Source organism: Liquorilactobacillus capillatus DSM 19910 (assembly GCF_001434915.1).
Classification (GTDB): domain Bacteria; phylum Bacillota; class Bacilli; order Lactobacillales; family Lactobacillaceae; genus Liquorilactobacillus; species Liquorilactobacillus capillatus.
In genome coordinates this window covers 73,407-93,531 of sequence record NZ_AZEF01000007.1, presented here as the reverse complement: position 1 = coordinate 93,531, position 20,125 = coordinate 73,407, and the positions used below count along the sequence as shown (strand labels likewise).

The 20,125-nt window shown below is 37.8% G+C and carries 22 protein-coding genes and 2 tRNA genes; 1 reads left to right on the top strand and 23 read right to left on the bottom strand.

Annotated features, from left to right (window positions below; all coding sequences use genetic code 11):
* Positions 1-108: 108 nt before the first annotated feature.
* From FC81_RS01695 to FC81_RS01670, 6 genes are all read right to left on the bottom strand, one after another.
* Positions 109-181 (bottom strand) — tRNA-Gln (locus FC81_RS01695).
* Positions 182-338: 157 nt separating this feature from the next.
* The gene (locus tag FC81_RS01690; protein WP_057742464.1) at positions 339-632 is read right to left on the bottom strand and encodes a hypothetical protein; all 294 of its coding nucleotides are present in this window, start codon (positions 630-632) and stop codon (positions 339-341) included.
* Positions 633-925: 293 nt separating this feature from the next.
* Positions 926-998 (bottom strand) — tRNA-Glu (locus FC81_RS01685).
* Between the two features lie 44 nt (positions 999-1,042).
* Positions 1,043-1,231: a hypothetical protein gene (locus FC81_RS01680; protein ID WP_057742463.1), complete on the bottom strand. Its 189-nt coding sequence runs from the start codon at positions 1,229-1,231 to the stop codon at positions 1,043-1,045.
* Positions 1,232-1,252: 21 nt separating this feature from the next.
* Entirely contained in the window at positions 1,253-1,789 is a 537-nt protein-coding gene (locus FC81_RS01675) for a metallophosphoesterase (RefSeq protein ID WP_057742462.1), read from the bottom strand.
* Positions 1,789-2,385: an XTP/dITP diphosphatase gene (locus tag FC81_RS01670; RefSeq protein WP_057742460.1), complete on the bottom strand. Its 597-nt coding sequence runs from the start codon at positions 2,383-2,385 to the stop codon at positions 1,789-1,791. Before FC81_RS01670 ends, FC81_RS01675 begins: the two co-directional genes overlap by 1 nt.
* Positions 2,386-2,553: 168 nt before the next feature.
* Here FC81_RS01670 and FC81_RS01665 point away from each other — a divergent pair, with 168 nt between their 5' ends.
* On the top strand, positions 2,554-3,078 hold the full coding sequence (locus tag FC81_RS01665) for a YslB family protein (protein WP_057742458.1): 525 nt from the start codon (positions 2,554-2,556) through the stop codon (positions 3,076-3,078).
* A gap of 89 nt (positions 3,079-3,167) precedes the next feature.
* Here FC81_RS01665 and dltD read toward each other — a convergent pair whose 3' ends face one another.
* From dltD to dinB, 17 genes are all read right to left on the bottom strand, one after another.
* Positions 3,168-4,427, bottom strand: coding sequence for a D-alanyl-lipoteichoic acid biosynthesis protein DltD (dltD, locus tag FC81_RS01660; protein WP_057742456.1), 1,260 nt, complete (start codon positions 4,425-4,427; stop codon positions 3,168-3,170).
* Positions 4,427-4,657, bottom strand: coding sequence for a D-alanine--poly(phosphoribitol) ligase subunit DltC (gene dltC / locus FC81_RS01655; protein ID WP_034987926.1), 231 nt, complete (start codon positions 4,655-4,657; stop codon positions 4,427-4,429). Before dltC ends, dltD begins: the two co-directional genes overlap by 1 nt.
* Before the next feature lie 20 nt (positions 4,658-4,677).
* A complete protein-coding gene (gene dltB, locus FC81_RS01650) occupies positions 4,678-5,886 on the bottom strand; it encodes a D-alanyl-lipoteichoic acid biosynthesis protein DltB (protein WP_057742455.1) in 1,209 nt (402 codons plus the stop codon).
* Positions 5,886-7,409, bottom strand: coding sequence for a D-alanine--poly(phosphoribitol) ligase subunit DltA (dltA, locus tag FC81_RS01645; protein WP_057742453.1), 1,524 nt, complete (start codon positions 7,407-7,409; stop codon positions 5,886-5,888). Before dltA ends, dltB begins: the two co-directional genes overlap by 1 nt.
* A gap of 17 nt (positions 7,410-7,426) precedes the next feature.
* Positions 7,427-7,576 carry a teichoic acid D-Ala incorporation-associated protein DltX gene (locus FC81_RS10710; protein ID WP_083478714.1) on the bottom strand — a complete coding sequence of 50 codons (150 nt, stop codon included), beginning with the start codon at positions 7,574-7,576 and terminating at the stop codon, positions 7,427-7,429.
* 328 nt (positions 7,577-7,904) lie between these two features.
* Complete coding sequence (gene trxA, locus FC81_RS01640; protein ID WP_057742452.1) at positions 7,905-8,213, bottom strand: thioredoxin; 309 nt, start codon at positions 8,211-8,213, stop codon at positions 7,905-7,907.
* Positions 8,214-8,297: 84 nt separating this feature from the next.
* Complete coding sequence (locus FC81_RS01635; RefSeq protein WP_057742450.1) at positions 8,298-10,661, bottom strand: endonuclease MutS2; 2,364 nt, start codon at positions 10,659-10,661, stop codon at positions 8,298-8,300.
* 12 nt (positions 10,662-10,673) lie between these two features.
* On the bottom strand, positions 10,674-11,204 hold the full coding sequence (locus FC81_RS01630) for a CvpA family protein (RefSeq protein WP_083478713.1): 531 nt from the start codon (positions 11,202-11,204) through the stop codon (positions 10,674-10,676).
* A gap of 8 nt (positions 11,205-11,212) precedes the next feature.
* Entirely contained in the window at positions 11,213-11,470 is a 258-nt protein-coding gene (gene zapA, locus FC81_RS01625; RefSeq protein ID WP_057742447.1) for a cell division protein ZapA, read from the bottom strand.
* Between the two features lie 161 nt (positions 11,471-11,631).
* Positions 11,632-11,919: a DUF1292 domain-containing protein gene (locus FC81_RS01620; protein WP_057742445.1), complete on the bottom strand. Its 288-nt coding sequence runs from the start codon at positions 11,917-11,919 to the stop codon at positions 11,632-11,634.
* A 15-nt stretch (positions 11,920-11,934) separates the two neighbouring features.
* Positions 11,935-12,363 carry a Holliday junction resolvase RuvX gene (gene ruvX / locus FC81_RS01615; RefSeq protein ID WP_187327399.1) on the bottom strand — a complete coding sequence of 143 codons (429 nt, stop codon included), beginning with the start codon at positions 12,361-12,363 and terminating at the stop codon, positions 11,935-11,937.
* A gap of 8 nt (positions 12,364-12,371) precedes the next feature.
* Positions 12,372-12,635, bottom strand: a complete 264-nt coding sequence (locus tag FC81_RS01610; RefSeq protein ID WP_057742442.1) for an IreB family regulatory phosphoprotein — start codon at positions 12,633-12,635, stop codon at positions 12,372-12,374.
* 258 nt (positions 12,636-12,893) lie between these two features.
* Positions 12,894-15,542, bottom strand: coding sequence for an alanine--tRNA ligase (alaS, locus tag FC81_RS01605; RefSeq protein ID WP_057742440.1), 2,649 nt, complete (start codon positions 15,540-15,542; stop codon positions 12,894-12,896).
* A gap of 281 nt (positions 15,543-15,823) precedes the next feature.
* Positions 15,824-17,143 (bottom strand): DEAD/DEAH box helicase, encoded by a 1,320-nt coding sequence (locus FC81_RS01600; protein WP_057742439.1) that lies wholly within the window; start codon positions 17,141-17,143, stop codon positions 15,824-15,826.
* Positions 17,136-18,107, bottom strand: a complete 972-nt coding sequence (locus FC81_RS01595; protein WP_057742437.1) for a DHH family phosphoesterase — start codon at positions 18,105-18,107, stop codon at positions 17,136-17,138. Before FC81_RS01595 ends, FC81_RS01600 begins: the two co-directional genes overlap by 8 nt.
* Positions 18,108-18,118: 11 nt before the next feature.
* Positions 18,119-18,802 (bottom strand): metal-dependent hydrolase, encoded by a 684-nt coding sequence (locus FC81_RS01590; protein WP_057742434.1) that lies wholly within the window; start codon positions 18,800-18,802, stop codon positions 18,119-18,121.
* A 69-nt stretch (positions 18,803-18,871) separates the two neighbouring features.
* The gene (gene dinB, locus FC81_RS01585; RefSeq protein WP_057742470.1) at positions 18,872-19,954 is read right to left on the bottom strand and encodes a DNA polymerase IV; all 1,083 of its coding nucleotides are present in this window, start codon (positions 19,952-19,954) and stop codon (positions 18,872-18,874) included.
* Positions 19,955-20,125 lie beyond the last annotated feature (171 nt).

Genomic DNA, 20,125 nt, shown 5'->3' with positions numbered 1-20,125 from the left:
TGTCATTAGTAATAGAGAAATCTATTACCAACAACAGATATTGTAGAACCTAAAAAGACCGACATATCAAGGATTTAACCTTGCTTAGCGGTCAACAGATACTATTAATTGGGCATACTGGGCTCGAACCAGTAAATTACGGATTCAGAGTCCGTTGCCTTACCAATTTGGCGAATGCCCAAAAATCAACTACTTAATAATAGTTTATTTTGGTATTTTTGTCAATAAGATTTTAAAAAATTTCTTTTTTAAGTACTATTGTCACGATAGAAAAATACGCGGTAATAACAAAGAACTGAAGCCAACTATTGTTATGCTTCAGTCCTTTGTCTTTATTATTATTCTTTTACATCAGCATTATAACGCTCAATGTTTCTCTTCAGGTAGTGCAACAATTCTCTTTCATTTGGGAACTCACGCGGACTCTTCTGTCCATGTAAGCGCAGTGAAATTTTATTTATTTTAATTCTACCTGTCCAGGTATATGTGTGCTCAACGATAAAACGATTGTTAAGTTTTGTTTTCCCGAATTTTAAAACATAAACCTTCTCCGGAACAATCAGTGGATTGACGTGCTCTTTTTTATAGTTTATGTTATTTGCCTGTAAAAAATTTTTCGTTTTTCTCAGCATGTCACTCCTCCTTTACTAACTACTCACTTATCGTATAAAACCCAGCAACTGGCTCCATATTCAATTATAGCAGTTTAAACTATAGTATCAATTTAATTAATTTACAACTGTATTAAAATTTTTAGTCCTGTTATTACCCAAACTGTACCTAACTTCTAAAAGCAAACAGAACTGCTTCCCCCCACCTTGAGGTACAGCGGGATACACACAGTTCCCTAAATCTTAACATAGTAATAAAGATGGGCCAAAACTAGGTTTCGGCCCATCTCTATTATTAAAAAGAGATACTATTATCACCCGTACGGGGATCGAACCCGTAACTCCGCCTTGAGAGGGCGACGTCTTAACCAATTTGACCAACGGGCAAAATTACTCTTATAATTATACATTATCAGTTGTAATTGTCAAGCTTATTTTTTTAAAACCTGAATTTGCAGGTACACACAAATAGTGAAAATAATAAGACAGTATAAACCACCGCTGATAACAACTAAACCTAACCAATTGTAACCTAAAAGCTGTTTTGAGACAAATAAAATGACAACTGTCACACTCCATTTTAATAGTTTTCTATATAACTGCTGTAATTCATCCTGCACTTAACTTACCCCTTCTTGTTTTTAATTACGGGGGAAAACAAAATGCAAATCTGTAACAGCTTTTAAAGAACGATCAAAGTAACTTACTTCAAATTGAGCAGTTGTTATCTTAATGATTGCATAGGTTCCGCCTAAATCACTGTATTCTCCACGAGGATAGCTGATGCTGCCTGGATTCAAGTAAAGGCAATTATCAACATACTCTACCCCTAAACGATGTGTATGGCCAAATAAGGCAACCTGAGCCTGTCTTTCCTGTGCAAAGAGACTTAAACGCTCTAACCCCATATTGACGTTCAGCAAGTGTCCATGTACTAATAAAACTCGTGTTCCTCCAACTTCCTGGACTAGGTATTCTGGAAAGTGAGGATCATAATCACAATTACCTGTTACAACCTTAAAATAGTTAAAGACCTGATCATCTGGGGTAAGTTCTGAATCGCCGCAATGAAACATAGCATCAACTTTTCCAGTATACTTTGTTATTAATTTGTCTAGGATCTGATGATCACCGTGATTATCACTGACCACTAAGATCTTTGTCGCTTTCTCACCCATTATCTTTCCCACCAATCATCAAAATTTTCACTTAAAACCTGGACTGCTTTACCACGGTGGCTAACTTTATTTTTTTCAATAGGCGTTAGTTCAGCAAAAGTTTTATCTAACTCAGGAATATAGAATAATGGATCGTAGCCAAAGCCATCTGCACCACGCTGCTTATCTAAAATAAGGCCCTTAACATTTCCCGCTACAATAAGCGGCTCTTTAGAAACACTTGTTACTGCAAGGGATGTATGGAAAGTTGCTGTTCGTTTAGAGAGCGGCAGTCCCTTCAATTCACGTAAAAGTTTAGCATTGTTTGCAGCATCATCATGATCGCCAGCATATCGGGCTGAGAAGATGCCTGGAGCTCCATCTAAAGCATCTACCATAAGTCCAGAATCATCTGCTAGAACCGTCATCTTTAATTTGTCAGTCAATGTTTGTGCCTTAATAAGAGCATTTTCTGTAAATGTTTTACCATTTTCAATAATATCGGGCAGCTCGTCCATTTCATTCAATGTCTTAACCTTAAATCCCTTTGGCCCAAAAAAGGCTTTGAATTCCTTAGCTTTACCCTCATTTTTAGTTGCAATTAAAATTGTTGTCACTAGACCGCCTCCGTCTTTAATACATGCTTTTCACAAATATAATACATTTTTGGGTTTCTTACCAGCTTCACAACTCCAACTAATTTGCTAAAGGATGTTAATTTAGTCTTTGTTTTATAAATCAGCAAGGTATAATTAAAGATAGATTTTAAATAGAGGAGATTAGCTATGGATGTTAAATTATTCCACGAATTAATTACTAATAATGAACAAACAACGATGTTTGGGTACGCTCTGATTCGCGACACTTTGCTGTCTGACCTTATGGGTGATAATACTAGTATTTTATACTGGTCAGGGAAAAAACTAGCCCGAGAATTTTTCCTAGCGACCGAAGATGATCTGCCATTATTTTTCCAACATGCTAACTGGGGCCACCTACAAAAAATAAAAAGCGACAAGAAGCAACAGCTTTATAAACTAGATGGTCCTATTATCAAACAACGACTAACAAATAATCTTAAAGCAGACTTCCTTTTAGAAGCCGGATTTATTGCGGAAACGATTCAAAACCAGAATGGGTTTATTGCGGAAACAATTGTTAAAGACGTTGATAAACGTAAACACACTATTACCTTCCTTAATCAACTGGATCAAAATGACAAGATCGACCCTAGTCTGATTCCTGAACAAGACCCACTGCATTTGACAGACTTTATTCAAGAAACAGCCGCTACTAATGAAGCTAAGTAAACTAAGCAATAATTATTTTTACTAGAAGTCAAAAAAAGAAAGCAAGTTAAGATGTAATTAACTTGTTTTCTTCTTTTTTAACTCATGATTTAGTCCGAAGTCACATTAGTTTTTTGTTGCCAGTTCTTGGTATAGAAATAGTTATTGATCTTATAAGCCGTCTTTCCTTGCTTCTTATTTAAGAATGGGTCAACATGTTGATCGACCCTTAACCAGCCTTTCCAGCCTAAATGGATCGTATCCTGCATGAAATATGGCGAAGCACCATCATCACTTAAATCAACAATATTACTAAATCCTTGTGAATTTAATTGGTATTTGATTTTACGGTTAAAGTGGTGAATCATATCCATCGATAAACCTGTATAATCAGCCCATTTTTGATTAATTGGTGGAATGATAAAGAGAACATCCGTATGTTGTTTGGCAAACTCATTCAGTACAAGTTCAAAATCTGAGTATTCAACCGATTGAACATAGCTAAAATTACTCTGTTCATTTCTTAATTTCTGGTAATTGTTTTTCAAACGTTTATTCCAGAAGTTGTTATCAACATTAAACCGGTTATTTGTTGTATTTTCTTTACCCAGTTTTTCTGCAACTTGATTTAAGCCAGCTGTGCTGTATGCATCGGGTAACTGCTTTTCACCCTTTTCGATCAACGATCTTCTATCTTTTAATGTCAGCATAGAAAACATCTGATCTTCATGCTGTAGGATATTATACCTCAAATTCAAATACGTTCTCTCTGTTGATGTCAACTTTTGCCCAGCCGCAATTCTTAAAATACAACGTTCAATCGTCTCTGATGAACGCGCAGATGGCATATTCAACAAACGCATCGCTGCATAACGATCCATTCGAGTATTTTTGGCATGTCGTAACCATTCAACCGTCTCTAGATTAGAATAGTAAAAGCTAAATGCGTTAGGGTCAATTCCCTTTTTAACAAACCACTGCGGTGAAACAATAAAAACAGCCTTCTTGTTTTTTAACTGCTGACTGATCCCTTGCATCCCCCAATAATGAGTCAGTGATTGAGTTCCGGGTGAGCCCAAAAGGAAAGGACGATAACTTCGTTGATACTTCTGCGCCAAAACTGATGGGTGCAGTGCGTCCATCCTTGATAACTCAGATGAACCGAAGAACGGAACATAGTTTTGCGATAACGCAGCTTTCTTGACAGCTGAGCCTTTAAAAATATTAGGTGACTGTGAAAGGGCTGCTTTCTCAATAGTTGTTTGCGAGATTCTTTTAACACCGAATGGGGAGATGAGAAAAACAAACAAAACTAGAGCCGCTAAAACTATCGGACCAAAGATTTGGAATAATTTCTTGAAAACACTCATTACTGCATATTTTCAACTTTCGCAATTATTTTATTAGGTGTATCCCATTCACTCCGTTCAAATTCAGAGACTGGCACATCAATTCCACATTGTGACTGCAGTTCTAACAATAATTGAACTGTCCCCATCGAGTCTAACAATCCTGATTCAAATAAATTAACGTCTAAATCCTTGCCGACTTCATCGCTACCTGTTAAGTTCTCTAAAATTTCAATAACTTGATCCTTCATTTTTAAATATCCCCTTTATCTTAATTTAAAGTACCGTGGAAAAATAACACATTCAAAAAACCTGAGAAAATCAAAAAGCTAAAACAAACAGTATTGAATGTGATAAAAATAGCAAACCATTCTGTAAACTTATTACTTGGAATATGTGCCTGATGCTTCTTCTTGAAACGAAGCCATGCATCACACAAAATAATGGCACACGCATGGAATAGACCATAGACAATATAATACCAAGTTAGCCCGTGCCAAAAGCCCATAATCAAGAACAAGGTCAAATAGCCTAAATTGGCAATCGTTATTCGACTTTTTATTAACTTATTCTTCATAATGAAGAAGACTAACCGCATATAAATATAATCACGGAACCAGAAAGATAATGTCATATGCCATCTATTCCAAAAGTCTTTGATATTATGTGCCTTAAAAGGTCGGTTGAAGTTCATCGGTGTTTCAATTCCCATGATATAACTAATTCCTACTGCAAATAGACTATAGCCAGCAAAATCAAAGAACAAGTGCATTGAATATACATACGTGAAAGCTACAACCCACCATGACATTCCACCATGGCTAATCGCGAGTTGCATAACTACCGGCTGTAGTCTTGAACCAAAGAAATAAGCTAAGATAAACTTGTATAAAAAGCCGAGAAAGATATACCAAACTCCCTTATCCAACAAATCTAAATACTTATCACGCGCCATTGGTGTTTTATAATCTTTAATAAAACGCCGGTAACGATCAATCGGTCCTGACGAAATAGTCGGGAAAAACAACAAAAACTGCAGCACAAGCCAGGGTTTGAATTCCTTAATAATGCCGTCTCGAATTTCCATGATCATCTGGACAACTTTGAAGGTCAAATAACTAATACCTAGAAAACCGATTATAGATAATTGACCACCTTCAAGTGCCGGTGTTACTTTAACAATAATGAGCGGTATAATAGCGAGAAAAACAGCTAAATAGAAAATCCATGTAGCGTTTTTTTTCTGTCGATAAAAATAATAACACCCAATTAAAATAACCTCAAATATAATATAACCAATCAGAGCAAGCCCTTGTTCCCACTTTGGTCCACCAAAAGTCAATAACAAAAAGGCAAAGGAAATCAATGTCTGATACCAATGTAATTTTTTCCCAAACATCATTCCAATGATTATCGGCAATAATGCTACACCTAAAATTAAAAAATACGTTGGATTCTGATAAGGCTGCATATTCGGCATTATCCGTTAACCTCTTTAATTAGACATTTACGGTCAACTTTACCATTAGGTGTTAATGGTAACGAATCAAGATAAACAAATCTTTGCGGCATCATGTAAGGCATCATCAAATCTTTTAATTCCTCTTTGATGGCTTTAGTTAATTCAAAGTTACTCTTAAAGTCATTATCCTTAGCTGCGACATATGCAATTAACTGACTGACTTTATGATCTGGACCATACTTAGGAACAGTTGTCGCTTGGGCAATTAATGAGACTTGGTCCAAGTGATGGTCGACCTCTTCTAGCTCAATTCTGAAACCATGCAACTTGATCTGAAAATCAATTCGACCCTTATATAGTAATTGACCCACATCATCTAATTGACCTAAATCACCAGTTCGATAGGCGTGCTGTCCGTTAAGAACGACAAAAGCCTGCTGCGTTTTCTCAGGGTTATTTAAATATCCTTTAGACACGCTCGGCCCACTAATGATAATTTCACCATCTTGACCTGTAGGAACATCTTGCAGATCTTCATCTACGATATGGATTACAGTATCTTCCTTCGCAATTCCGATCGGCAGACGTTCGTAGTCCGCCAAAACCTGCTCTGTAATCTCAACTTGACTAACAGCGACAGTTGTCTCCGTCGGACCATATGTGTTAAAGAGACGTGCACTCGGAAATCTTTTTTTCAACGTTGCAGCTGTCTTATGTGTTAACTCTTCTCCACAAAACATAAAGTGGGTTAGTTGCGGGTAATTCTCTTCTTTGAAGTTAGGTTCTAGCAAACAAATATCCATAAAAGACGGTGTTGAAACCCACGTATTCAATCCTAAGGTCGGCAATACTGCAAAGAGTTCCTTAAAATTATCTGTTACTTCTTTAGGCAAAGCAACTAGCTTACCGCCACGCGTTAAAGCTGGATAAAGATCCATCACTGATAAATCAAATGAATATGGTGGTTGTGACAAGAAATTCTGTCCGTCATCGATCCCAAAGTCATCCGCCATCCAATCCAAAAAACTAGCTAAATTATCATGACTAATCTGAACACCCTTAGGAACACCAGTTGTTCCGGAAGTAAAAATAATATAAAAGGTCTCGTCACCAGTAACCCAATTTTCTTTGGTTGGGCCAGCAACGTGGTTTTTAAAAATCGTCTTCAATTCAGTCGGCATGATCACAGGTACCTCTGACAAAGTGAGTGGTAATTCTTCAACAGCTATACATGCTGCTGGTTGGGCAATTTGATTAATTATTGTCAACCGTTCTCCTGGAGAATTAGTGTCGACTGGTATGTAAGCATGGCCTGATTTAACTACTCCTAAAAAGGCAGCTGCCATTTCAAAAGTTTGCCCACCATATACGATGATCGGTGTTTTTTTAGTTAATCCCATTGAAGTGATATGGGCTGCCAATGCATCTGAATACTCTTTTAAGTCTTGGTAAGTATTTACCATTCCTGAACATTCATACGCAATACGATCAGGTTCAACCGTGGCATATCCATCAATTTTTTCAATGATACTTTTTTTCATTCATTATCTCTCCCTGACTAAAACTCGTTATAAATAAAATGCGGCCCATTAATTCCGCTGTAATTATACAGATAGACCAAAACTAGCATAATCATAAAATACAACACTGTACGTAATGCAAAACGTAAAGTTGGATTTTTGATCAGAGGGGCCTGCTTTTTGTTCATAATTTATGCCTCCCAACATCCCTTGTCTTTCTTCAGCTATCTAAATTTGTCCTTAAGTTAATACAATGACTAACTAGCTAACAAACTATCTATTGTCTAGAATGTCACGAAAATGGAATATTTACAACCATAATTTTTATAAAACTTTATAAAGATTATCATAGTAAAATTAAAAAAACTTAATATCAATTAATTATTAAGCGGTTAAAAATTAAAAATGAATTACAAAAAAGCCTTCCAGCTAAACGGTGATAGGCTTAAACCTGTAATTTCAGAATCACCGTTTGCTAAAGGAAAGCTTTCTTCATTAGACTGTTCTAATACAAAACTAAAGATACTGTTCTAATTTTGCTTGGATCTGTTCCTTAGGATGGTAGCCGACCAAAGTATCAACAACCTCACCATCTTTTTTAATAAGTAACGTAGGGATACTCATAATACCAAACTTGCTAGCAGTAGCTGTATTTTGATCAACGTCAACCTTGCTGAATGAAACCTTATCACCCATTTCTTCATCCAGTTGTTCAACAATCGGTGCCTGCATCCGACAAGGTCCACACCAAGTAGCCCAAAAGTCAGTTAAGGTAACCCCTGTATTTGTTCCACTATCAAATGTTTGATCCGTTAATTCTTTCATTTTATAAATTCCTCCTAGCTTTCTTTTCGTAAGTAAATCATATCAAATAAACCAGAAAAGACAACTTATCTGCCTAAGATTATTTTATTTAAAATAAACAACTGTTGCACCATTACCACCTGCATTAGGCGGTGCAAATTTAAAACTCTTAATACTTGGATTCTGGGTTAGATAAGCAGTAATTCCTTGGCGTAAAGCCCCCGTCCCTTTTCCATGGACAATAGTTACCGAAGCATAACCGGCCAAAATAGCCGCATCGACATAGCGATCGACATTAGTCAAAGCTTCTTCGTAACGCTGACCGCGTAAATCAAGTCGAGGTGATACGTGAGATTGACTAGCTGTTTTTAAAGTTGAGCGTGTTCCCCTTTTAGAATTATCATCAGTTACTTTTATTTTCTCAAGGTCATTCTCATTAATACGCATCTTTAAGATCCCTAGCTGAACTTCCCACTCGTCTTTGCTAAGACGTTGCAATAAAACACCTTGTTGTCCATAAGATTTGACCATGACGTCATCATTAGGATGAAATGCCTGTTGCCTTTTTGCTCGCTGCAAAACCTTATTTTGACGCAAATTAGTAGGCTGGTGCAATTGATTCATCTTAGTTTTAGCATCAATTAGTTCGTTTTCCTTAACTCGCGTGCCAGCATTTAAGCTCATTTTTCGTAATTCACTAATTAGCTTATCTGATTCACGACTTGCTGTTTCAATGATATCATTAGCTTTCATTTTAGCTTTTTCAAGTAATTTATCTCGACTGTTATTAAACTTCTGGTATTCATTTTCTAAAGAAGCATGTAGTTTCTCTGCTTCTGATAAGTTTTTCTGTAAACCTAAATGTTCCTCTTCCGCTAAACGCCGTTTCTGAACTAGATCTTGGATCATATCATTCAAATCTTGACTATCACTATGTGTTAGTTGTCGTGCCTGCTCAATTATCTGTTTATCAAGACCTAATCTTTGCGAGATATCTAATGCATTACTTCTTCCAGGAATACCGATCAGTAGTCGGTATGTCGGTTGTAATGTATCAATATCAAACTCCATGCTTGCATTAATCGTTTGCGGGCGATCGAAACCATATGCCTTCAACTCTGGGTAATGAGTAGTTGCAAGAACATAACTTCCCCTAGCCCCAACAGCATCAAGAATTGCGATCGCTAAGGCGGCTCCTTCTTGTGGATCTGTTCCTGCACCTAATTCATCAAAAAGAACTAGGGAATGATGATCTGCTTTTTTTAGAATGGAAACAATGTTAGTCATATGGGAAGAAAAAGTACTGAGGTTTTGTTCAATCGACTGTTCATCACCGATATCGGCAAAAATATCGTTAAAGATCCCAATGCGGCTACCTTCAAAGGCAGGGATAAACAACCCTGACTGCCCCATCATTTGGACAAGTCCGAGCGTCTTCAATGTAATTGTTTTCCCACCCGTATTGGGGCCGGTAATAACGATTGCTTGGTAATCTTTACCTAACATTAAATCGTTGCAAACCGCCGTTTGTATCTTCAGCAACGGATGCCAAACTTGTCTTAAATAAATATCGTTTGTCTCAGATAAACGTGGTTCTGTTGCTTTGATTGCCGCTGCATATTTACTCTTTGCATTAACGAAATCAAAATTCCCTAAAATATCAGCATTATTTTCTAGTTCAGCAGTATAAGGTGCAATCATTTCTGAGAGTTCACGCAAGATACGTTGAATTTCCTCTTTTTCTTGTAGCTGCTGCTGCTTTAAACGATTATTCAGTTCCACAATTGCCTGTGGCTCAACAAAAAGTGTTTGTCCGGAAGAACTCTGGTCATGAACGACCCCGCCGAAATGATTGCGGTATTCCTGCTTGACCGGAATAACATAGCGGTCATTTCTAATTGTAATAACAGCATCACTTAAATACTTAGCTGAATTACCATGGATGAAACCAGTTAGACGTTCACGTAACTGGTTTTCGGTTGTTGTAATAGTTTTGCGTACGTTGCGCAAAAAGCTTGAGGCTTCATCTGTGACATGACCATCTGTCTCTACAGCTGTTAAAAGACGTTTATTTATCTCAGGTAACACTTGTAAATTATCTGCTAATGTATATAGTTCCTCTAATTTTATCTTTTCATCATCTAAATCGATAAAAAAGCGTCTCACTTCATTGGTTGCCCGTAGAATACGACCAATAGCTGCCAGTTCTTTTCCGTTTAATGATGCTCCAATATCTAGTCTCTTTAAATACGGACGAATATTGTGTAATTTAGGAAGTGGGATACCGCCTTTAAGGCGCAAAATGTCAGCACCATCTTTTGTTTGGGCCAATGCTTTTTGAATAACATTTAGCTCACTGCTTGGTTTTAGTTCGCGAACTTTTTTTTCTCCCATCGGCGTAACAACAAAGTGAAGTAATTTATTAATTACTTTGCCATATTCCAGCGTATCCAATACTTTCGAATTCACTTCCGCACCTCCTTATTCATTTGGCTGTTGTAAATAGTTTTGGTATAAGTTCTCCGAGATTACTGGTGTCTCTCTTAGAATAAACATCGCAAGTGGTGATTGTTTCACACTGTGCCTAACGTTTTCAGTTGGCCACCCTACTAAGATCAACAAACTGGCAAAAACAAGTAAATAAGCTATCACTAATGATAGTATTCCACCTGCAATTGCATTTAGCTGACTAATTACAGGGAGACGTGTAATCAAGTTTAGTTTCCGCACAAACGTTCCTAAAATCACCCCTCCAATAATAATAATCAACCAGTATGCAATTCCATGATAAAAGAATGTACTACTTGTAAAAACTGCAGTGTCAGTATTTCCTCTAGTAAAAAAGCCTATACCTTTTTCAACCCATAAACTCACTGTGTCAGCATACTTATTAGCAACCACAAATAAGACAATAATCCCAATTAAATTCATCAGGGTTAAAAAGAAGCCTCTTCTAGCGCCATGGATATATGCAAAAAACAAAATTACTACTATTAATAAAGATATCAGCATATTTTCACCTACTTGTTGTCATCGTCAAGTTGCTGTTTTAATCGATCTAATTCTTCCTGCTTATACACTTGGTCAGAAACAGCGTTAATCGCTAAAAGAATTGCTGCCCTTTCCTTACTTAAACCGGGTAGTAATTTATTGATCTCTTGTAATTGCTGGTCGACTAACTTTGTAACGGTCTCCATATGTTCGGTACTGCTCTCACCAATAATAATGTAGTCTTTACCATCTATATGGGCTTTAAAACGTCTTTTTCCCACAGACATTTTATTAACCTCCTTTAATTCAGAATACATCAACTAATTCTAGCATAAATACTAAAATGACAAAACTAATGTTTAGGCATTATTTTAAACAGTGAAATAATAAAAAAATAGAGTCCACATGATAGACTCTATTACCTACTCTGACTGTTGTTAACACACAACTACTGCATTTTTTCGTCGTTCAAGAAAGTATCAAGTACTCCTTCAACCATTTCCCATTCTTCGTCGCTCTCAATATCATGCAAATCTGCATCAGTCGCTTCACCATTTTCATCTGGGTCAAATGAAAAGGCCAGTACATCAACCTGTTCTTCTGGTTGTGAATCAGTAGGGATCAATAAAATATATGACTTTCCATAGTCATCAGATTCAAAGGTAAATAAAATTTTATATAAAGTTTCGTTTCCATTTTCATCTACGAGCGTAATCAAATTATCTTTTTCGGTCATCGGTTTCCCCCATTTCTAACTATTCTTAAGTAACGGTCCTTGACTGTCTAGATAGTTTTGCAGAATTAAACCAGCTGCTAACTTATCAATAACCTTTTTTCTCTTTTTACGAGACGTATCGGCCTGTTCTACCAACATTCTTTCAGCTTCAACTGTTGTCAGTCGTTCATCCTGGTAATCAACAGGTAATCCAAAAGTTTCTTCAAGCAAAGCTCCATAATTGCGCGATGCCTCAACTCTCGGACCAGAAGTATTATTCATATTCTTGGGCAACCCCAAGACAAAGCCGGTTACCTCATACTTTTCGACTAATTTCTTAACTCGCTCAATGCCGAATTCCTTATTACCTTCATTTATCGCGATTATTTCAATTCCTTGTGCCGTCCATCCCAATGGATCACTGACGGCAACGCCGACTGTTTTAGAGCCGACATCCAAGCCCATTAAGCGCGTCACTTAATTTCCCCCTTATCGAGGTATGATCGAACTAATTCCTCGACTATTTCATCACGTTCATGCTTTCTAATTAGATTACGTGCATCATTTAAACGTGGAATATAAGCTGGATCGCCAGATAACAAATACCCGACAATCTGGTTTATTGGATTATAACCTTTTTCTTCCAACGCTTTGTATACAGTATCTAGCGTCTCGTGTACGTCCTTGCGACGACCGTCTTCGAAATCAAAATACATTGTCTTATCTAATGAACTCATTGCAAGCACCTCCGCATGCATAACAACTCCTAGTATCATTCTACTAGAGAAAAAAGATTGTCACAATCAAAAAATATGGTTGTAATCATACCGTAACACAACTGTCAAATGAAAGAAGATCTGACCATCACGATCTTAACCGCAAAAATAATTATAAAACGGATTTAACGGACGATATAAAAAAGGACCGTCTCAAAAATAATTTTGATCCAGTCCTTTAATATACGCATTTAAACTATAGAAAGTAGTAACTAAAAATTACGCTTTTTGTTTTAACCATTCACTTGCTGCCTTTAATGCGGCTGGAATTCCCGCTGGTTTTTTACCCCCAGCTTGAGCTAAATCAGGGCGTCCACCGCCACCGCCACCAACTGATGGTGCAATAGTCTTAATAAGATCGCCTGCTTTCAGACCGGCTTTAATTGCGGTCTCATCAGCTGCTGCAATCAGATTGACTTTACCATCTTCAGTTGCAGTCGCAAGTACCAGGATATCTGAATACTTCTGGGTCTTCCACTGATCTGCTAACTGGCGTAATTGCGCCATCCCCGAAACTTTAACTTGTGCTTTGATCAATGTCTTACCCTTAATCTCTTCAACTTGCTTAAAGACAGCGTCAGCTTGCTGGTTAGCAAACTTATCTTCAAGTGCTTGTTTTTGCCGTTCTAGGTCCTTGATCTGTTCTTGGTACTGTGTCAATTTGTGCGGAATTTCCTTTAATTGAGCAATCTTCAATTGTCCACTTATTTCCTCAAGCAACTGGTTATGCTCCTCTAAGAACTCATAAGCTTCCTTTGAAGTAACTGCCTCAATTCGTCTAACACCTGCACCAATACCAGACTCAGATGTAATCTTAAACAAACCTAATTCACTCGTATTATCAACGTGATTTCCGCCACACAATTCGATTGAATAATCATCAATTTTAACAACTCGGACGATATCCCCATATTTTTCGGTAAAAAGCGCGATCGCTCCTAACTTTTTAGCTGAATCGAAATCTGTCTCAATTGTTTCAACTGGAATATTAGCCCAAATTTTTTCATTGACTATTCGTTCGATCTTAACTAAGTCTTCTTTGGTTACCGAACCGAGGTTGGTAAAATCAAACCGAAGATAACCTGGCTCGACCAAAGAACCCGCTTGATGTGTATGTGAGCCCAAAACATCCCGCAATGCCTGATCAAGTAAATGAGTTGCTGTATGATTTTTACGTGTCTTATCATGTAAGCTCTGATTAACTTCCAGTGTATATTTCTTTTCTGCCACTAATGGGTGCAAGACTTCAACTGTATGCATGTTTTGTCCGTTAGGGGCATGCTGAACATCAGTTACTTTAGCTACTGTTGTCCCTGCCTCATCCTTGATGATACCTGTATCAGCGACTTGTCCTCCCATTTCGGCATAGAACGGTGTCTGATCAAAGATTAGCTGTGCGGAGCCCGTGTCAACTTTATCAACAAGTTTATCTTCGAAAATAATATCTTTTAAGGTCCCAGTTGCTTGTAGACAATCATAACCGACATAAGTACTTTTTGTCTTGATATCTGTTAAAACTCTCTTTTGGACACCCATTGACTTAGCATCGCTACGGGCTGCCCGCGCACGAGCCTTCTGCTGCTTCATCTCGTCGTCAAAGCCAGCTTGGTCAATTGTCATTCCTTGGTCATCTGCATATTCTTTAGTTAACTCAATTGGAAAACCATAGGTATCATAGAGTTTAAAGGCTGTTTTACCAGATATTTCCTTGCTCTTCTTAGCTTTAGCTACTGCAATCATCTCATTAAGCAGTTCAAGTCCATCTTTTAATGTCTCATTAAAACGATCTTCCTCGCTTCGGACTACTTTAGCAATATAAGCAGCCTGCTCAAGTACCTCAGGGTAGTGTGACTCCATAATCTGCCCCACTACAGGTACCAATTCTGCTAGAAAGGCATGGTCAATCCCAAGTTTTTGTCCGTGCATAACAGCTCGTCTGATCAAACGGCGAATAACATAACCTCTTCCTTCATTAGATGGAATTGCACCATCACCAATTGCAAACGTAACAGCTCTGATATGATCAGCGATCACCTTAAAAGATACATCATCTTCTTTAGACTGACCGTATTTTTTACCTGCACTAAACTTCTCAGTCTGGCCAATAAGTGGTAAGAAGAGATCCGTTTCAAAGTTTGTTGGTGCATTCTGGAAAACCGAAACTACACGTTCCAAACCCATTCCCGTATCAATGTTTTTATGTGGTAGTGGTTCATAGGTTCCGTCTGGCTTATGGTTGAATTCAGAAAAGACAATGTTCCAGATTTCTAAATAGCGTTCATTTTCTCCGCCAGGGTAGTTCTCAGGATCATCTTCGGGTAGATCACTAAGTTCTTGTCCACGATCATAAAAAATCTCTGAATCAGGTCCACTAGGTCCTTGACCGATATCCCAAAAGTTATCGTCAACTTCATAAATATGATCTTGTGCCACACCAGCAACTTCGTGCCAGATCCGTTTAGCCTCTGTATCCTTAGGGTAGACCGTAACGTATAGCTTTTCTTTATCCATCGCAAACCACTCAGAACTTGTTAATAATTCCCACGCCCAGGAGATAGCTTCCTCTTTAAAATAATCACCTACAGAAAAATTCCCTAACATTTCAAATAAAGTATGGTGCCGCGCTGTATGCCCGACATTTTCGATATCATTAGTTCTAATACTTTTTTGTGAACTTGTAAGCCGTGGATTCTTAGGAACAACACTTCCATCGAAGAATTTTTTCATTGTTGCAACCCCAGAATTAATCCATAACAGAGTTGGATCGTCATGTGGGATCAGTGATGCACTTGGCATAATTTGGTGTCCTTTTTCTTTAAAGAACTCCAAGTACATTCGTCTGACTTGTGAACTTGATAATTTTTTCATTCTCAAAACTACACCCTTTCTCTTCTTAATGAACATAAAAACACCGTTGCCAGTAAGGACGCTTCTGCGCGGTACCACCTTACTTGCAACGATGTTTGTCGTTTACCTCTTTAAGCTCGATAACGTTGAGTGACGTTCGTTCATTTTACAGGGAGCACTTATAAGTAACCGTTAATCCTTACACCAACCGGATCTTCTCTTAAACAGTCCACCTATAAATATATCCTGAATTCTCTCAAAGTATATCCAAAATAAGTTAGAATGTCAATTGGATTTTAGTCTTAACTGCGTTTTTTTCGACGATGGGCAATTTTTCTATCTTGCTGTTCTTTACGCTTGATAGCACGTTTAATTTTATTCTTATAGCCAGGCTTACGTTTCTTTCGTTCCTTTTTGACTAAGCCAATCAGATTAACATCTAATTGTTCTTTTTTAACCTTGCGTTTTTGCCGACGATCACGATCATAAGAATCAATAATCTCGCCGTTTTTAAAGGCTTTGGGCTTAAACTTGATCCCCATTTGTTCAAGCTCAGATATCTTAGCGTCATCATCTGGTCCGTAAAGTGTAATCGCAATTCCCGACATTCCATTCCGACCAGTTCGACCTACACGGTGGATAAAAAATTCCAAATCATCAGGCAAGTCGTCGTTAATAACATGTGAAACACCCTCGATATCAATTCCGCGTGCAGCTAAGTCAGTTGCAACGACAAATTGGTAATCTAAATTCTGGACTTCACGCATAACACGTTTACGCTGACGCGGTGGGATCCCCCCATGTATTTTAGCAACTTTCAATCCTTGCGCGCGTAAATAATCTGTTAATTGATCTGCTCGGGTCTTTGTGTTGGTAAAAATCAAGGCCAAATATGGCTGTCCAAGTGTTATCAGATGATGAATAATTTCATTACGGTTACGCCCTTTAGTTGATAATAACCAATTATCAATTGTAGGACTGATAATATTCTTATTTTCAACAACTTCAACAACTGGATTCTGCATATATTTACGTAAAAAGGGTTTTAGTTTAGCTGGAATAGTTGCTGAGAAAACTAACATTTGCAGATCTTTTGGTAGCGTTGAAGCAATCCCGTCAACTTCTTTTAAAAAGCCGAGATCAAGAGTCATATCTGCTTCATCAACAACCATGTAATGTGCATTATGAATATCCAAATCATTGCTACTGACTAGATCTAGGATCCGTCCTGGTGTCCCAATAACAACTTGTGGCTGTTGTCGGTGTAGTTTCTCAATCTGGCGCTGCTTGTCTGTTCCACCCACATAATTATGAATCATAAGACGTTCTTCTTGCTCCGCTAGCTGTTTTGCAGCTTCATAAATCTGATAAGCAAGTTCCCTGCTGGGTGTTGTGATAACAGCCTGAACACTTTTATTATCCAGTTTGATACTATTCAAAATCGGCAGCAAAAAGGTGTGTGTTTTACCGCTTCCTGTCTGCGATTGGCCTACAACACTTTGATTTTTCATTATTAATGGAATTAACTTTTGTTGTACTTCAGTTGGTTCTCTAAAATTAATTTTAGTAAGTGCCTTCTCAATAAAAGGCTGAAACCCAAATTCTTTAAATGAATTACTCATTAGATTCTCCTGTTTGATCATCATAGCTAGCTGCTATAGCATCTAACTTCTTAATGTATTCTGGTATTTTTTCAGCATCAGGCATAAATGCTCCGCTAGCTAACGGATGGCCACCACCTGAATACTCCTTAGCAAGTTCATTAATAACTGGGCCTTTCGAACGGATTCGCAAACGAAATGACCCATCTTTTTGCTGAACAAGGATCGTCCAGCACTTAACTCCGATTATCTTTCCCATCAATGGCACGATCGGAGCTGTACTTGCATCTTTGATAGCAAATTGCTCCATCACTTCCCTAGCCAAAACAATATAAGCCGCACCACTTTCTGTCAACGTCATATTTTCATAAACATAGGCAGCTAAACGCGCGACCGGTAAAACAATACTATCCAGTTTCTGATTGATTTTTGTAGCACTAAAATTATACCGCATTAACTGGGCTGCTACACACATAGTATGTGGTGTTGTGGCATCATACATAAAACGACCAGTGTCTCCAATAATACCAGCATATAACATCCGAGCAGCATCGTCAGGTATAATTAATTCACCTGCGGCGGCATTGACTAAATCAACGATCATTTCAGAACAACTTGAAGCAGCCGTATTAACCCAGCAAATATCACCATATGGATCTTCATTGGGATGATGATCAATCTTGATTAGATAGTGACCATTCATATAGCGTTTATCATCGATCCGTGGTTGGTTAGCAGTATCTGTAACAATGACAAGTGCATCCTTGTAGATATCATCTTCAATTTCTTCTTGTTCCGCGATCCATGCAAGACCATGCACATTTTCCCCAACCTGATAAACCTTTTTAGTTGGAAAGCTATTACGAATAATTGCTGCTAGCCCACATTGTGACCCGTATGCATCCGGATCTGGGCGCTGATGACGATGGATAATAATCGTCTCGCTTTTTTTTATCTGTTCAAGAATACTTGTTTCTATCGACATTCTCGTTCTCCTTAGAATTCAAAAATTTTTCCTATTTCAGCTTTAATCCCCACTCCAGGAGCCAAGCCAGCTAAATAACTAGCTACATTTTGTTTTATCTGGGGAAAAGTATCGTAATGAATCGGCAGTACATGCTTAGCTTTAACAAAAGAAGCTGCCCGAAGAGCATCTTCTGGTCCCATTGTAAAATGATCACCAATTGGTAGAAAAGCCAAATCAACACCCTTCCCACCGTTGATCAATTGCATATCTAAAAACAACGCGGTATCGCCAGCATCATATAGAACCTTCCCATCGATATGCAGTTCAAATCCCGCCGCAACACCCAATGTCCGTGGAAATGCGCCCTTTTGCGGTAAAGCTGCTGTATGCCACGCAGGAACGAGTTTAACTGAACCAAAAGTTTTCTTTAAGGAACCGCCAAAATTAATTCCTTCAGACTTCAAACCATTTTCTTCAAAATACCCAGCTAAATCAGTTACGGCAATGATTACAGCTCCTGTTCGCCGTGCAATTTCAATTGTATCGCCTACATGATCAAAGTGAGCATGCGTTACCAAAATATAATCAGGATGGCAATACTCAACCTTCAAATCGGTTAAAGGATTGTCAGTAATAAATGGATCGATTAAAATATTGGTTTTATCTGCAGTGATAATTTCAATTACAGAATGTCCATGCCATATCAGCTTCATCAGTCCACCTCCTAAAATAACTAGTTTACATTCTAAGTATACCCATAAAAACCAGTAAATACAAAACCACTACTTTTTCCATAACGGCAACTTAATATTTTCAAATTTTAATTCATCAATATTAGTTAACGTCAACCCCAGCAAGCGTACATCAACTTCATCAGGCTGAATCTGATCAAATAATTGGCGGCCCCAAAAGGCATAGTTCTCCTTATCATTAACAAGGTAGTCATCAAAAGTCATTCTTTTCGTCACTGTTTCAAACTGACTATTTCTGAGCTTTAAAACTAATGTTTTACCATGTTTTTGTTTCTGCTGAATAGTTTTAGCTAGTTTAGCCGCCAGAAAATGCAGCATATCATCAACCTCAACAGAGCTCTTTAAAGGTTGCCCCAATGTACGCTCAAAACCAATTGATTTACGTTTTCTCTTCCATTCAACGGGACGTTCATCAATTCCACGAACCCTTTGGTATAAAACCTGTCCGATTTTTCCAAATTTCGCGATTAATTCGACTTCGTTCCATTTAAGCAAGTCATTCCCGGTCTTAATCCCCAATTGGTGCATTTTAGGAGCTGTCTTTTTACCTACTCCTCGAAACTTTTCTATCGGCATCGTACCTAAAAAAGAATGGACTTCTTCAGGTAAGACTAATGTAACACCTGCAGGTTTATGGTAATCTGAAGCTAATTTAGCAAGAAATTTATTGTATGACACTCCCGTCGAACACGTCAAATGAGTTTTACTAAAAATCTCCTGTTGAATCATTTTAGCGACACGCAAGGCTGAAGTAAGGCCATATTTATTACTTGTCACATCTAAATATGCCTCGTCAAAAGCAATCGGTTCAACCTTATCCGTGTACTCGTAAAAGATAGTATGGATCTCACTTGAAACTTGTTTATATTTAGCAAAATCAGGTTTAACAAAAACTGCTTGGTGACATAAGCGATATGCTTCTTGCGCGCTCATTGCAGAATGAATACCGAAATGGCGTGCTGTGTAATTAGCAGTTGTTACCACACCTCTTCCCCCGGTATGCCGTGGATCACGTGCAATTACAAGCGGCTTGTTTCGATATTGTTCATGATCACGCATTTCAATCGATGCATAAAAAGCATCCATATCAACATGTATAATCTTACGCTTCAACTCCACTTCAATCACCACCCAGCATTTATTTTAACTATTTAAATAGTATCAGAACGTAAGTTCGTTTTCAAATGCTACCATTTGCTAAAATATAACCCTACGCTAACTATACAAAAAAGGTAACAGCAAAATCTATGTTCTGCCATTACCTTAACACTCAAAAAATAATAT